This is a genomic window from Agrobacterium sp. Azo12 (assembly GCF_029193765.2).
Taxonomy (GTDB): Bacteria; Pseudomonadota; Alphaproteobacteria; order Rhizobiales; family Rhizobiaceae; genus Agrobacterium.
This window is the reverse complement of sequence record NZ_JARFYO020000001.1, coordinates 2,604,363-2,618,995: the sequence shown is the minus strand read 5'-3', so window position 1 is coordinate 2,618,995 and position 14,633 is coordinate 2,604,363. Positions and strand designations below refer to the sequence as shown.

The following is a 14,633-nucleotide window of genomic DNA, read 5'->3' as shown; positions in this document are numbered from 1 at the left end:
TTCCCTTTCAGTATCGAACGCTATGTTCGGGGAAGTAACGGATAGGCATAGTTTTGGTTCCAGCAAAAAATGTAGATTAGAACGTCAGCATGATCTGAAATACGCTATAAGAGGATTGAGATCATGACGCGGTTCCCGAGGGTACAGGTGACAACCATGCCGGATAAAAAACAGGACCATGTGCAGGACAAGGGTGATCCATCTGCTTTGATCGACGAGAGGATCGAACAGTTGGGTGACTGGCGTGGTGCTACGCTTGCGAAAATTCGCGCATTGATAAAACAGGCGATGCCAGAGGTGATCGAGGAATGGAAATGGCGCGGCGTGCCTGTTTGGGAACATGCCGGCATTATCTGCACCGGCGAGACCTACAAAAATGTGGTCAAGATGACCTTTGCCCATGGTGCGTCAGTCGCGGACCCCGCCAGGCTGTTTAATTCCAGCCTTGAGGGCAATACGCGCCGCGCAATCGATTTTCATGAGGATGATGCGATCGATGAAGAGGCTTTGAGGGCGCTCATTCGTGCGGCCGCAGAGAGAAATGTCTCTCATAAATCAAAATCATCCCGCTCTACAAAAAAAGCGGGATCATCATAAGGCGTCCAGAAAAACTTATGTGCGCGACGGGAACGTGCCGGAGAGTTTCTGCTGCACCAGATCAACACTGCCACGGACATGCAGCATCAGAGGTTTGCCGCCGGAGATTGCCAGCGCCATGGCGATAATAGACACGTCCTCTTCGAATGCACCGACGTAAAGCACCTGTGCCGGATTGACGTAGACGGTTTGATTGTGGGTGTTTTTAAAACCGATCATCATATGAGGCATGTCTCCTTTTTGCTTTGGGTGGAGATATGCCAGCAAGGGGTTGATGCAGGTTTAACGCATAATAGCAAAATACGACTTATGCGACTGCTGGGCACGTAGGCGCCAAATGCTCGGCAAAATTGGCAAATAGAAGGTGAATATCTGCGGCTAATTCTCGGCAACAGCCTTGTCGCTATCCCATTTGCTGTCGATGAATTTCAGCACAGCGATGATTGAGGTCTTCCAGACGGTCCAGACGTGATCGCCGTCAGTGATGCGCAATTCCGATGTGCGATTGTCAGCCTGTAATGTTTCATGCAGGGCAACGGCGCCGCGCCAGAGATAAAAGCCGTCATCGTCGCCAACCGTGAGATAGGTGGCCGGCAAGTCCTCTCCTTCCACGACATGTTGCGCGACCAGCGTGAATAGGTTCTTTTCATTGAACAACCGCGCGTCGAATGGCGTACCAAAAGCGCCGGAGAAATGATCGCCGGTTGATGGCAGGACGATACCGCTGGTGATCGTCGGGCGGTCGACCCGATGGAAAAAGGCGCTGTCCTGAATGAGCTTCAGTTCGGCGGGCGTTTTATCGAAATCTTCGGCTGGCACGTTTTGCCAGATGGCGCCGGACATGCTGGCGACAGCTGTGAAAAGATCCTCGTGGTCATAGGCAAGACGCAGTGCGCCAAACCCACCCATTGAGAGGCCAGCTATGGCGCGACCCTGCTTGTCCTTACGAACAGGAAGCGTTTTTTCCACATGCGAGCGAAGGTCGCCCGTTATGGCTGTCTCGTAATCACCCGGTCCGCCAACTGATGATGAATCGACATACCAGCTGTTCTTTGCGCCTGGCATGACCACGACCAGCGGACGGATGGTGCCTGAGGCAATCATGCCATCCAGTGTTTTCTGGATGTTGCCGAGATCGCGCCAGCTGTTCTGGTCTCCATCATGGCCGTGCAACAGATAAAGCACCGGCCAGCCGTTTTCCGGTGGTTCGCCATCCGGTTGGTAGATGTTGACTGAAAGATCGGCGTCGAGTGCCTTGCTGCTGAAGGTGGCGTCTTCGATCTGCCCGGCAAAGGCAGATCCGCAGGACAGCAAAAGGCAAAGGGTTGCCAGATTTTTCCGCGTCATGCCGTCTCTCCCTTGCGGGTTCGCGGGTTCCCAATAAAGTTCAGCAACGTTTACGGGTAGGTTGGGTTCCTACGCTGCATGTTTGTGGTTAACGCCCCGGTTTGCCGGTCTTGCCTTTTGTGCGGCCCTTGCGCTGTTTTTCGTCCACGGCATCTTCATAGGAACCGACGCCGGGTTTGGCACGAGTGATTGGGCGAGGGTCGTCAGTGCGTTTTTCCGGCTGGCCTTCGAGAAGGGGTGAGAAACGCTTGCCGCCCTCACTTGCCGGTTTTTCGGGAACGTCACCACGCACTGGCTTTTCAGTTCGGCCAACAGTCATTTCGTCGAGCGTGTTCTTGCGGAACAACGGCTTGGCGGTGTCCGTGCCCGGTCCCATGTCATCCAGCGATGGTTTCTGGAACAGGGATTCACGGGTGGCCTGCGCGGCGCGTCTGATGCCTTCCTGCGCCTTGGATTCTTCCTTGGCGATAGGGTCGTCCATTGCCGCCAGTTCGACAGCCTTGAGGCGCTTGATTTCGTCGCGCAGACGGGCGGCCTTTTCGAAGTCGAGATCGGCTGCTGCGTCGCGCATCTGTTTTTCCAGCGCGTTGAGGTGTGCCTGCAAGTTGGCGCCAACCAGATGGCCGCCATCGGCAAAGCCTTTGCCAGAAACGCCAGAAATATCAGCCCTTACGTGATCTTTCTCATAAACTGAATCAAGGATATCCGAGATGCGCGCCTTGACCGATTCCGGCGTAATGCCGTGTTCGGTATTGTAGGCCATCTGCTTTTCACGGCGGCGGCTGGTTTCTTCCATGGCGCGTTTCATCGAACCGGTGATGTTATCCGCGTAGAGGATAACTTTGCCGTCGACGTTACGTGCAGCACGGCCGATCGTCTGAATGAGCGATGTTTCCGAACGCAGGAAACCTTCCTTGTCGGCGTCGAGAATGGCGACAAAACCGCATTCTGGAATGTCGAGACCTTCGCGCAGCAGGTTGATACCAACCAGCACGTCAAAGGCGCCAAGACGCAGGTCACGGATGATTTCGATACGCTCCAGCGTATCGATGTCCGAGTGCATGTAGCGTACGCGTACGCCTTGCTCGTGCAGATATTCGGTCAGGTCCTCAGCCATGCGTTTGGTCAGAACGGTCACCAGCGTGCGGTATCCGGCCTGCGCGGTTTCGCGGATTTCACCCAAGACATCGTCAACCTGCGTGCGGGCAGAACGAACCTCGACTGGCGGATCGATAAGGCCGGTGGGGCGAATGACCTGTTCGGCAAAGACGCCGCCGGACTCTTCCATTTCCCAGGAGCCAGGTGTTGCCGACACGGCGATGGTTGGTGGGCGCATGGCGTCCCATTCCTCGAACCGCAGCGGACGGTTGTCCATGCAGGAGGGCAGGCGGAAGCCATATTCCGCCAGCGTTGCCTTGCGACGGAAGTCGCCTCGGTACATGCCGCCAATCTGGCTGACGGAGACGTGGCTTTCGTCGATGAATAGCAGCGCGTTGTCAGGGATATATTCAAACAGCGTCGGTGGTGGCTCACCGGGATTACGGCCGGTGAGGTAACGGGAATAGTTTTCGATACCGGCGCAGGAGCCGGTGGCCTCCAGCATTTCGATATCGTAACGGGTGCGCTGTTCCAGACGCTGCGCTTCGAGCAGACGGCCAGCCTTTTCCAGTTCGGCAAGGCGGCCCTTCAGCTCTTCCTTGATCGACTTGATGGCGCCATTCAGCGTCGGGCGCGGTGTGACATAGTGCGAATTGGCGTAAATCTTCACCGATTGCAGATCGCCGGTTTTCTGACCGGTCAATGGGTCGAATTCGGTAATGGTTTCGATTTCATCGCCCCACATGGAAATGCGCCAGGCAGCATCTTCCAAGTGGGCCGGGAAGATTTCAATCGTGTCACCGCGTACTCTGAATGAACCGCGCACGAAGTTGATGTCCTGCCGTTTATATTGCTGTGCCACGAGGTCGGCCAGAAGCTGACGCTGGTCCAGCTTGTCGCCCACCTGCATCTGGAAGGTCATGGCAGTGTAGGTTTCCACCGAGCCAATACCGTAAATGCAGGACACCGAAGCGACGATGATACAGTCATCGCGCTCCAGAATGGCTCGGGTGGCGGAGTGGCGCATACGGTCGATCTGTTCGTTGATCGACGATTCCTTTTCGATGAAAGTATCCGAGCGCGGCACATAGGCTTCCGGCTGGTAATAATCGTAATAGGAAACGAAATATTCCACCGCATTGTCGGGGAAGAAGTTCTTGAATTCGGAATAAAGCTGTGCGGCCAGCGTCTTGTTCGGGGCAAGAATAACCGCAGGGCGCTGGGTTGCCTCAATCACCTTGGCCATGGTGAAGGTCTTGCCCGAACCGGTCACGCCGAGAAGAACCTGCGAGCGTTCTCCCGAATTGATGCCTTCGACCAGATCGGCAATGGCGGTTGGCTGATCACCGGCAGGTTCGAAATCCGATTGCATGCGGATCGTAATGCCGCCTTCGGATTTGGCCGGGCGAGCGGGACGATGCGGCGTCCACAATTTGCCATCCTTGAACAGCGGATTACCGCTTTCAATCAGCTTCGACAGCGCATCCACCGTGGCCGTGACCGCACCGGTGGCGAGGTTTTCTGCTTCTTCAAGGCTGACATCTAGACCGGCAACCGGGTTCAGACCGGCAGCTGCACGGGTCTTTGGGTCGTTGGATGCGCCAATCGACACACCACGCGATGTCTTTTGCGATGTGGCCTTGTTGCCTTTTGCAGTCTTAGCCGCTTCATCGATTGCAGCCTTGCGCGCTTCGATCTCGATCTTCTTACGGTGCTTGCCCGCCTTGGAGGCAATCTCACGTTGGGTTTCAACCGAGGATGCTTCGGCTTCGGCTTCAAGCTGCTTTACCCAATCGGCCACGCTGCCGGAAAGCGGTGCACCTTCAAAAGGTGCCTGCGGCATTTCAGCAAAGCCATCGGAGCGCGAGGTCTGGTCGGTGGGTTTTTTCGGAGATTTGGCCATGCCCGGAATATGGAGAGAGTCCGCCCAAAAAGGAAGGGGCGGCAATGAAAAAATGAGTACAAAAAGGAAACGTCGCCCCGCATGGAACCGAACGAATGCTGGCGTGTTTTATCCTCCGTTTTCATTGCCGGGCGGCGGGTGAAAGAATGGAGCCGATACCTTCTACATCAGGGCATCTGCTTCGCAAAAAAGCCCAGTACACTTTTTGGCCAGATGCTGTAAGCAAGTGGCCAAATTCCGAAGATGTTCTGTTTTTCGGTTCCGGTTTCCCTCACAATCTCCAAAGGTCGATCATGCCTTTCTCTATCAGCCCTGCCCACATCTGGCCCGTCCTGATGCTCATTGCCTCAAACGTCTTCATGACCTTTGCCTGGTACGGGCATCTCAAGCACAAGGGCAGCGCCCTGTTTCTGGCGATTATGGCCAGCTGGGGCATCGCGTTTTTTGAATATTGTCTGGCGGTCCCTGCCAATCGTATTGGCTCTGAGGTCTATTCGACAGCGCAGCTTAAGACGATGCAGGAAGTCATCACGCTGATCGTATTTGCCGGCTTCTCGATCTTCTGGCTGAAGGAAAGCCTGACCATCAACCACGTTATCGGTTTTGCACTGATTGCGCTGGGTGCGTCATTTATCTTCAGAACCTGACATCGTGCATTTACGGATCTGGGCTGGCTTAATATCTGGCCCAGATTTTTCGAAGCGGCGCGCCGAGGCGTTCGGCAAGCTGCTGATCCTGCTCGTGCGTTGTGTCATCCATATTGGGATTGAGCGCCTCGAGCGCAAAACGCCCAAAGCCAGCGGGCCAGACATAGTCCAACCCATTCAAATTCACGGTCGTGCTACAGCAGGGAGCTTCGGCGGAAAGATTTTTGAATTCGCTGGCAAAGGCCGTGTCCATGGCTTCGCCCCACCAGCCCTCGACATCCGCCTTGCAGTTGGGGCATTTTACACCCGACCAGTTCTCGCCGGGATCATAAAAGCGCACATCGTCCTCAAAATGGCCCGAGACATTTTCGGCCAGCGGCGCCATGGCTTTCAACAATGACACCGCTTGCCCTGACTGTTCGTCCGATGGCTGCCAGTTGGGATCAAGCGGCGCGTAGCGTAAAATTGTTTCGGACATTTTCCTCCTCCGGTCAGGCGGCGTCGGCCTTCGCGGCAATGGCTAGTCTTCGTGGGAATCGATCCAGGAAAGTCTCATTCGTATTCCTATATTGAATCCGCTGAACCAAATATCACGTTGATAGATAGAGGTAATTTGCCGCGGTAAATCAATGTGACTGGCCTTTCCTCTCGATTGCTGCTCATATTCTGGCATCCAGTTATGAAGGCGGTATGATGAAAACCAGACCTGCAATGTCAGATGATGCCGAGGGCATGGCAGCCGTGCAAAACGAAATTTTCGCAGCCGGTTTGCGCAAGATGCCCACCGACAAGACGACTATTCTGGCCGCCTATATCGATCCGGAAGACCGCATCCAGTGCATAGTGGCGGAAGACGACGATGGGCGTATTCTCGGGTTTCAATCGCTGCGTCTTGCGAAGGTGGGGAACCCTTGGGATGTGGCTGAAGGTTGGGGCATAATCGGCACCCATGTCAGCCCGCTTGCCGCGCGCAGAGGTGTCGGATCTGCCTTGTTCAGGGATACGCTGCGTGCCGCGAGAGAATTTGGCTTGCGCAGCATCGATGCCAGCATTGGCGCGGACAATATGTTGGGGCAGGCCTATTATGAGGCCATGGGTTTTCAGACGTACCGCACGCCGGATGGTCTTGTCTGTAAAGCATTTTATCTCTAGGGGCAGAAGAGGCCGGGATGGCTCCCGGCCGCTGTTTTCGTGTTCTTCTGTTCAGGCAGCTTTGGTTTTGCCGATTTTCTGAACTGCAAAATCCAGCACCAGCATGACCAGCAGGCTTAACCCCACCAGCGGGTAGAAAATTCCGCCAATCGCCAGCATCGCAATCAGGCCACGCATGACTCGCTTTTCCTGCGGCATTGGCGGAATGCCAAGCGAGCCCTTGGGGCGACGTTTCCACCACATGACACCACCGGAGACTGCCAATAGCACGGTGGCGAGGCAGGCCAGGGTCAGCACGATCTGGTTTGCCAGACCAAATTGCTGGCCCATATGGGTGTTGATGCTCCATTCGAGAGCCTTGCCCATCGGACCGTAATCCGCATAGCTCATGTCGATCAGTGCTTCGCCGCTATATTGATCGAGGTGGATGACCCGCTGTTTGGACAGGTCGTCGGGATAGATCGAGCCACTATAGACACCGGATGGATTCGTCGGCAGGGCCACGGCGTAACCCGGTGTCAGGCCAAGCTGCTCGAAACGGGCAATGGCTCCGTTTATGCCAATCGTATCGCTCATTGTTGGCGTCTGTTGCGTGGCAGGCATGGTGGCGTGGCCAGCATGACCTTCATGGCCGCTATCACCCTGTCCATGATCATGGCCCTGTGACAGCGGTATCTGTGCTTGCTCCAGCGACCATGAGGTTTTCGAGATGTCATCAAGCTTCTGTCTCGACATAGGCACATCAACGCGCACACCGGATGGATAACCGAAATTGCTGCCATTGGCCCATTCATTGACCTTACCGCCCCACACACCCGACCATGGCATGCCCGTGGCCGCCAGAAAAACGATGAAGAAGCCGACAAAAATTCCGGTGACAGCATGGGTGTCGCGCCAGAATACCCGTTTTTTCGGTGTGCCGCGGACAGTGAGTACGCCGCCGGTCTGGTTGCGTGGCCACCACAGATATATGCCGGTTGCCACCAGCAGCATGGACCAGCCTGCGGCGATTTCAATGAAATAACGGGCGTAGGTGCCGAAGTATTTCAGGCTGTGCAGATACCGCACGGTCCACATGACGGTGCCGCGATCAGGCAGCGAACCCAACACCTCGCCTGTATAAGTGTTGACGTAAACGGCACGTTTTCCCTGTGACGTGCTGACGGTGATTTCGGTCGATGCAGCGGGGTTGTCAGGTGTGGTGTATTTGACCGCCGTGCCAGGAACCGCAGCCAGAGCGGCCGCGACAATCTCGGATGGATTGGCATTGTGCGCATTCTGCGAGATGTCGATGCGCTTGAGATCGGAATGAATGACATTGTCGATCTCGTCCTTGAACAGATAGAGCGCGCCAGTGATGGCAAGCGTGATCATGAAAGGCAGGATGAACAGACCTGCATAAAAATGCCAGCGCCAGACGGCGCGATAGAGATTGATCGAAGAGGATTGCGCAGGCGCGCGCGGCCCCTCGAAAGAGGTGGTAACGGACATGGATGTCTCCGCAAAATGAAAGGATGACCGGCAGGGCCGGTGTGTTGTTCTTTCAGACTTGCTTGGAAACGGGTGGTCCGCGAGGCTGCGATTCCCGATTGGGTGGCGTGGCCGGCTGGTCAGCCTGCGGCTGCACATAGGTAATATCCACCTTTGGCAGAAGGGCTGTTGCCAGTTCGTTTGGCGTGACCAGAAGCGCGGCAGCGGAAACCGATGCCAGGCGACAGAGCGTGCCACAGCAATTATTGGCAAGTTTGCCAGCCGGGTCCTGTTTTTCTGTCGCGCCAGCAGGGGAATGGCTGGAGCAGATAATCTCATCTGCAGCCAGCGCCATGGTGGCCATGTTGCCATGGGCAACGCCATTGGCCAGCCCCTGCAGCAAAAACAGCAGCAGCGCCAGCATGGCGACAGCGCCAGCCGAACTGCGATCCTGCATGATTTTGCGAATGAGCTTCATCGCACCTGACTGGCACAGTTTTTTTGACTTGTCACTGTGACGCTCTGTCCCGTGATCTGCCTTTTTAATCAGTTCTGCTAGGGTGCGGCGGCGCAACTGATGCGCCGCCGGTTGCTTGGTCATTATCTGTTCATACGGATCGTGGGAAAGGGCAGACCCTCGTCATCGACTGGACTGCAGGAAATTTCCCGAAACCCGTTCCTCAGATAGAACTGCCGTGCATTTCGATTGGCGGCGTAAACATCCAGAGAAAGTCCGCCTTTCAATGTGAGCGCATGTGAGAGCAATGCCTTGCCTATGCCATTGCCCTGGTAGGACGTAGACACGAACAGACCGCCAATAAAGTTATCAATAAGCCCGATGAACCCGATAGGTTCATCCTTCATACAAGCTACCCATGTATCGGCTTGCGGCAGATAAAGTTCCTCGATCAACTGACGCTGCTGTCGCAGCCGTTGTTCTCCCAGAAATGCATGGGCAGTTATCGATGCTTCAAACCAGATGGACGAAAGCAACTGTTGATCCGAAGGCCCGTAAGCTCGGATGGTAATGTCTGTGTTCGACATGATTTTTCCGTAGTGAGTATGCGTAAAAACAGGCCGGCTCAAATTTGAACCAGCTGTGAAACCGCCTGAAGCGGTGCTCATCTAGCTTCTGCGCATAAAACTCCTTCTACAGATTGCCCCCAAAAACTACCTTGTCGGGATTTCGATGGCAAGCCCATGGTGATAAGGACGCTTTGGATTACAAATTATCCATGTCTGAAAAAGGCCGCAGTTTCGCTCGATTGCCGCCCGCTTTGCTTGAGAGCCTGTCACTTCCCGAATGTTGGCAGGAGTGGCAGATATGGTTTCCTACTCTCCGACTATGGCTGCGATCCGCTTTGGTTACGGCCTGTCACCTCACGAAAAACACGGCGAGCGGCTGGATGATCTGCTGGGCCAACTGGCCGATGGCAGTCGGTCAGAACCGATGTTTCCCAGAGGTGGCATAGATGAAGCGCGGCAACGCGCCGATGACCTTGCCGAAGGGTTGAAGGAAATCCGTGCCATTAACAACGGTGGTGAGCGGGATCGTGAAGGGCGAAAGCTTTTGCAACAAAAGGCCAATCAGGCCTTCCAGCGCGATGCCGTGGCACGGGTGACACAGGCGGTGTTTTCGCCCTACGGTTTTTACGAGCGCCTGTCCGGCTTCTGGTTCGACCATTTTTCTGTCAATGCCTATAAAGCCCTGCCAATGCGGTTGCTGACGCCGCTTTATGAAAGCGAAGCTATTCGCCCGCATCTGGCCGGCTCCTTCCGTGATCTGTTGCAGGCGGCAATCCTCCACCCAGCCATGTTGATCTACCTCGATCAAGACCGGTCAGCTGGCCCGGATTCAGCCGCGGCGCAGAACCGCAGACGCGGGCTCAATGAAAATCTCGGTCGAGAATTGCTGGAACTGCACACGATGGGTGCGGGCAGCGGCTACACCCAGACGGATGTTAGATCCGCCGCACTGGTGCTGACCGGTATGACTGTCAATGACCAGTATGAGATGCTGTTTCGCCCGCGTCTGGCAGAGCCGGGGCAGATCGATGTGCTCGGCGTTTCCTATGGGGGCCGCAAACGGTCGGTCGATGATTGCCTGTCGATGCTGGATGATCTCGCCGCGCGACATGAAACTGCTGAACATATCTGTCGCAAGCTGGTAGTGCATTTCATCGCCGATGAGCCTCCAACTGACATGATCAAGGCCATGATCGATGCCTGGCGGGCGAGCGATGGCAATCTGGCCAAGGTTTATGAGGTGATGGTGTCGCAGCCACGGGCGTGGAGCGACCCCGGCCGCAAGATGAAGCTGCCGTTCGATTATGTGGTGTCCGGTTTACGCGCGCTTGGCATAGACCGCAAAAGTTGGCGTGATATAATGTCTCCCGACGGTGACACTGCCGATATGGCTGACAATACCACTGCTCCGGCGATGTCGAATGCTGCGCAAAATCCGGGATCTGCATCTGGGATGGATAGCGGACCGGATATGTCTGGCGACATGGCAAAACCTGCGCCTTTGGCAAAAGGTCAGGCGGTGCCGGGCGCCACCGGCAATGTCCGTAAACCCGGACTTGCCCGTAGCATGACGATTGCTGCCCTGAAGCGTATGGGCCAGCCGGTGTGGCAGCCGCCAAGCCCGGCCGGATTTGAAGAGGGGGTAACGACATGGCTTTCCCCCAGCCAGATCAGCGAACGCATTTTATGGGCGCGAAAAGCCGCCAACAGTCTTGGCCGCAACATCGAGCCGAAAACTCTTTTGCAAACCGCGCTGGCAGATATGGCGCGAGACGACACGATTAAAGTTGTGCAGCAGGCCCCAAACCGGGCCAGCGGCATAACGCTTGTTCTTTCATCACCGGAATTCAACAGGAGATAGATTATGACTTTCTCTGAAGACATGCTTTTGAGCCGCCGCAGTTTTCTGGCAACGGCCTGCTGTGCCGCTGCCGTGCCGGCTTTTTCGCCGGTCAGTTTTGCAGCCATGCCGGGCGACAACCGTTTCGTGACCATTGTATTGCGTGGTGCGATGGACGGGCTGGACATGGTGCAGCCATTTGGTGATCCGCTGTTTGCCGCCATGCGGCCGAGTTTGGCGATGACGCCCGACAACGGACTGCTCGATCTCGATGGATTTTTTGGCCTGAACCCGGCCGCCGAAGCTCTGATGCCGCTGTGGCAGGGCAAGGAACTTGCCTTCGTGCATGCGGTTTCGACGCCATATCGTGATGCTCGCAGCCATTTTGACGGACAGGACATGCTGGAAAGCGGTGGCCAGGCCGTGCATGACGAACGATCCGGCTGGCTGAACCGCGCGCTGTCGACCATTCCGCGCTCTGCCGACCGCAAGGCCATCGACATCAACACTTCAATGGAGCTGATCCTGTCCGGACCCAATGAGGTCGATGTCTGGTCATCGGTGTCCGACATTACCATGCCGGAAGACGAGATCGGTTTTCTGAAGCGGCTTTATGCCAATGATCCCGATTTTTCGCGTGTTCTCGGCGAAGCACTGAAAACCGACATGTCGGCCGACATCCTGTTTGAAGATGAAAAACGCGGGCAGGGTATTCGGGATGTCGCCAATCTGACGGCAGGTCTGCTGCGTGAGGATTATCGCATTGCCAGTTTCTCGATTGATGGCTGGGACACCCATGCGGGACAGAAGGCCCAATTTGCTCGCACGGTGAAAGACCTGATGATTGCCATCAACACGCTGAAAGACCAGTTGGGTGATGATGTCTGGAAAAAGACGGTTGTCCTTGCCGTGACCGAGTTTGGCCGTACAGTGCGTGAAAATGGGACTGGCGGCACCGACCATGGCACTGGCAGTGTGGCGCTGGTGGCTGGCGGCGACATTGCCGGCGGGCAGGTGCTAGGAAAATGGCCGGGTCTTGATGAAAGCAATCTGCTTGATGACCGTGATCTGATGCCAACCGGTGATGTGCGCGAGGTGGCGGCGGCAATGTTGCAGCGACAATTCGGTGTCAACGTGAATGATCTGACCGCGGGCATTTTTCCTGGCCTGAGCTTCGACAGGGCCTCACCGTATCTGCGAATGTGATCGGTCTCCTGTCGACCTATGAAGCAAGGGGCTTTCGCTAGTCGAAGGCCACTTTCGGAACATGCCTTAATCCACTCTGGCGCAAGTTTGGCTGCGTAAAGCACTTGTATTTGCTGGTGTCCAGATGGAGCGTTGATAGGCATGAATATACAGGTGCATGATAGCCTTGCGAATAATCCGGTAGCACCGGCCAAAGGCCGTCTTTTATCTGTTGTGCGCCCTTCGCGGTCGACAAACCTGATCGTCTGTTTCAACGGTTACGGCAACAAGGCCTACTCCAATCCGGGTGTGCCGTTCGACACCAATCTCGATGGGTACACGGTCATTCCGCAGTACCATGCGCATGTCATCTGGTTTGTCGAAGAAAAGACCTCCTGGTATCTCGAGCATGAAGACGAGATCCTTGATCGGCTGATCAAATATGTTGTCGAGAACGGCATTACCCACGTCAAGTTCGTCGGGTGCAGTGCTGGTGCCTATGCTTCGCTTCGATTCGGTATTCTGCTGGACAAGCGACTGGCGATGATCGGCAACAATGCGATGCTGGTCTCTTTCGCGGTAAACCCGCAGACTGGTTTCCGCCCAGAACTTCTGGCCAAGGTCAAGCAGTCCATCGCGACGCATAATTGGAACCCGAATTCCTACGGCACCGATCCGATCCTGTTGCCGCAGGCCTATTACGACGCCTATGCCCATCGCAAGATCGATATTTCGCAGCTGTTGGCATTGCACAGGCCACGCAACCTTGCGGCCGTTGTCATGCATGATGCGCGCAACCCGATCGAAATGGTGTTCAGTGGCGATATCTTCACCGCCAATTACGTTTTGAACTTCCCGCAGAGCTTTGGTCTTGACCATGGCTCCGGTTGCGCCCGCCTGTGGCGCGAGTTCCTCTGGGAACCGTTTGACAAGGTCGCGCCATTTGGCAAGGCGATGTCAGGCGAAGCAATGCGATTGCTCTGAAAAACAAAACCCTTCCGGTCTGGCTTAGACGGAAGGGTTTTCTCATGTCTGCAACATTCCCTTGGGGGGGGAATGCGATTATGCTTCGGCAGGGACCGGTGTCGGCTGGCCGTCATCATCAAGCGCAACCATGATGAAGGTTGCCGCAGTGACCTTTTCCAGCTTGTTATAGCGCGAACGGTGTGCCCAGGCCTCAATGCTGAGCGTAATGGATGTCCGGCCGACGCGAACGATATCGGTATAGATGCTCAGCGTGTCACCGATCTTGACCGGCAGCTCAAAGGCCATTTCCTTCACCGATGCGGTGACGACGCGACAGCGAGCACGTTCTGCAGCGCGAATGCCGCTTGCCAAGTCCATTTGTGACATAACCCAGCCACCGAAAATATCTCCGGCCGGATTGGCATCGGCTGGCATGGCGAGAGTGCGAAGTGTCAACTCTCCGGTTGGCTTGGGGGTGTCGGTCATTGCTGCGCTGTCTCCATTCGGCTGGTTATTTTTGCGATTCCGCAAGTCGGTGAAGTTTATGGGATATGTTGGCGACCTGCAATCAATGCCGCACTGGACAATCCGTATTTGCAACCGTTAAGCCGTGCGTCTGGACAAAGCAATTTACGCGATTGGAATGATCATGGATGTGAGAGATTCGAACGGCGCGATCCTGCAGGATGGCGACAATGTTACGCTGATCAAGGACCTGAAGGTCAAGGGTACCTCGGAAACGCTGAAGCGTGGCACAATGATCAAGGGTATCCAGCTAACCGACAATCCGGACGAGGTAAATTGCCGCCACGCCAAGATCAAGGGGCTGGTGCTGCGCACCGAGTTTCTGAAAAAGGCCTGATACTTTTTTCGGACGAGGGGTTTGAAAACAAAAGTCGCGCATCGGGTTCCGCTGCGCGACTTTTTTATAGGCGATGTTTTGATGGCGTAGACGTCAAATCCAGATGTCGTTGACAGCGGTGCGTTCTCCACCGCTTTCACCGGTGTTGAGAACATCACGCGGCTCGATGAGCAGCAGTTTCACTTCATTTTCCGCGAAAGGTTTATGTTCGACGCCCTTTGGCACGACAAACATCTCGCCAGCCTTCAAAGTGACGGCGCCGTCACGGAAGTCGATGCGCAGCTCTCCATCCATCACGATAAAGGTTTCGTCGGTCTGTGCGTGCTCATGCCAGATGAAGTCACCGAGAATACGCACGATCTTAAACTGGTAATCGTTCATCTCCGCGACAACGCGTGGCTGCCAGTGCTCGGTCAGCAGCGGGAATTTTTCGTCAAAACGCACGGGTGTATAGGTTTTCTGCATGTCAGGCATCCTGTTGGAAAGCCCTGAGCATTAGGCGTGATGACAACCGGCGTCTTGAACGATCGTGCAGCGTTT

Annotated in this window: 16 protein-coding genes; 7 read left to right on the top strand and 9 right to left on the bottom strand. The window is 55.5% G+C overall.

The features are described 5' to 3' along the window. The first annotated feature begins 156 nt into the window (after positions 1–156). A complete protein-coding gene (locus PYL13_RS12570) occupies positions 157–597 on the top strand; it encodes a DUF1801 domain-containing protein (RefSeq protein WP_275641565.1) in 441 nt (146 codons plus the stop codon). Between the two features lie 15 nt (positions 598–612). On the opposite strand, the gene PYL13_RS12565 is transcribed toward PYL13_RS12570, so the two are convergent. The 3 genes from PYL13_RS12565 to uvrB form a co-directional block, all read right to left on the bottom strand. Next, a complete protein-coding gene (locus tag PYL13_RS12565; protein ID WP_250981799.1) occupies positions 613–819 on the bottom strand; it encodes a hypothetical protein in 207 nt (68 codons plus the stop codon). A 156-nt stretch (positions 820–975) separates the two neighbouring features. Further along, on the bottom strand, positions 976–1,944 hold the full coding sequence (locus PYL13_RS12560; protein WP_275641564.1) for an alpha/beta hydrolase: 969 nt from the start codon (positions 1,942–1,944) through the stop codon (positions 976–978). An 88-nt stretch (positions 1,945–2,032) separates the two neighbouring features. Then, a complete protein-coding gene (gene uvrB / locus PYL13_RS12555) occupies positions 2,033–4,945 on the bottom strand; it encodes an excinuclease ABC subunit UvrB (protein ID WP_250981797.1) in 2,913 nt (970 codons plus the stop codon). Positions 4,946–5,238: 293 nt separating this feature from the next. On the opposite strand from uvrB, the gene PYL13_RS12550 reads away from it, so the two are divergent. After that, a complete protein-coding gene (locus PYL13_RS12550) occupies positions 5,239–5,592 on the top strand; it encodes a DMT family protein (RefSeq protein WP_250981796.1) in 354 nt (117 codons plus the stop codon). 28 nt (positions 5,593–5,620) lie between these two features. On the opposite strand, the gene PYL13_RS12545 is transcribed toward PYL13_RS12550, so the two are convergent. Then, positions 5,621–6,070: a hypothetical protein gene (locus tag PYL13_RS12545; protein WP_275641563.1), complete on the bottom strand. Its 450-nt coding sequence runs from the start codon at positions 6,068–6,070 to the stop codon at positions 5,621–5,623. A gap of 215 nt (positions 6,071–6,285) precedes the next feature. Here PYL13_RS12545 and PYL13_RS12540 point away from each other — a divergent pair, with 215 nt between their 5' ends. Continuing rightward, positions 6,286–6,744, top strand: a complete 459-nt coding sequence (locus tag PYL13_RS12540; protein ID WP_275642028.1) for a GNAT family N-acetyltransferase — start codon at positions 6,286–6,288, stop codon at positions 6,742–6,744. A 51-nt stretch (positions 6,745–6,795) separates the two neighbouring features. Here PYL13_RS12540 and PYL13_RS12535 read toward each other — a convergent pair whose 3' ends face one another. Genes PYL13_RS12535 through PYL13_RS12525 form a run of 3 tightly spaced genes read right to left on the bottom strand, consistent with a single transcriptional unit; the run spans position 6,796 to position 9,258 of the window. After that, positions 6,796–8,235: a PepSY-associated TM helix domain-containing protein gene (locus tag PYL13_RS12535; protein WP_275641562.1), complete on the bottom strand. Its 1,440-nt coding sequence runs from the start codon at positions 8,233–8,235 to the stop codon at positions 6,796–6,798. A gap of 52 nt (positions 8,236–8,287) precedes the next feature. Continuing rightward, complete coding sequence (locus PYL13_RS12530) at positions 8,288–8,815, bottom strand: DUF2946 family protein (protein WP_275641561.1); 528 nt, start codon at positions 8,813–8,815, stop codon at positions 8,288–8,290. Further along, positions 8,815–9,258, bottom strand: coding sequence for a GNAT family N-acetyltransferase (locus PYL13_RS12525; protein ID WP_275641560.1), 444 nt, complete (start codon positions 9,256–9,258; stop codon positions 8,815–8,817). The genes PYL13_RS12530 and PYL13_RS12525 overlap by 1 nt, the downstream gene beginning before the upstream one ends. A gap of 280 nt (positions 9,259–9,538) precedes the next feature. Between PYL13_RS12525 and PYL13_RS12520 the strand changes: the two genes are divergently transcribed. The 3 genes from PYL13_RS12520 to PYL13_RS12510 all read left to right on the top strand — a co-directional run bounded on the left by PYL13_RS12520 (position 9,539) and on the right by PYL13_RS12510 (position 13,249). Continuing rightward, positions 9,539–11,101, top strand: coding sequence for a DUF1800 domain-containing protein (locus PYL13_RS12520; RefSeq protein WP_275641559.1), 1,563 nt, complete (start codon positions 9,539–9,541; stop codon positions 11,099–11,101). A gap of 3 nt (positions 11,102–11,104) precedes the next feature. Further along, a complete protein-coding gene (locus PYL13_RS12515; protein WP_275641558.1) occupies positions 11,105–12,286 on the top strand; it encodes a DUF1501 domain-containing protein in 1,182 nt (393 codons plus the stop codon). Positions 12,287–12,427: 141 nt separating this feature from the next. Beyond that, positions 12,428–13,249 carry a hypothetical protein gene (locus PYL13_RS12510; RefSeq protein WP_250981790.1) on the top strand — a complete coding sequence of 274 codons (822 nt, stop codon included), beginning with the start codon at positions 12,428–12,430 and terminating at the stop codon, positions 13,247–13,249. Positions 13,250–13,327: 78 nt separating this feature from the next. Here the strand turns inward: PYL13_RS12510 and PYL13_RS12505 are convergent, their stop codons facing one another. Next, complete coding sequence (locus tag PYL13_RS12505; RefSeq protein WP_250981789.1) at positions 13,328–13,717, bottom strand: acyl-CoA thioesterase; 390 nt, start codon at positions 13,715–13,717, stop codon at positions 13,328–13,330. A 163-nt stretch (positions 13,718–13,880) separates the two neighbouring features. Here PYL13_RS12505 and PYL13_RS12500 point away from each other — a divergent pair, with 163 nt between their 5' ends. Then, complete coding sequence (locus tag PYL13_RS12500; protein ID WP_192488613.1) at positions 13,881–14,093, top strand: alkylphosphonate utilization protein; 213 nt, start codon at positions 13,881–13,883, stop codon at positions 14,091–14,093. A gap of 93 nt (positions 14,094–14,186) precedes the next feature. On the opposite strand, the gene PYL13_RS12495 is transcribed toward PYL13_RS12500, so the two are convergent. Beyond that, a complete protein-coding gene (locus PYL13_RS12495) occupies positions 14,187–14,558 on the bottom strand; it encodes a cupin domain-containing protein (RefSeq protein ID WP_275641557.1) in 372 nt (123 codons plus the stop codon). Positions 14,559–14,633 lie beyond the last annotated feature (75 nt).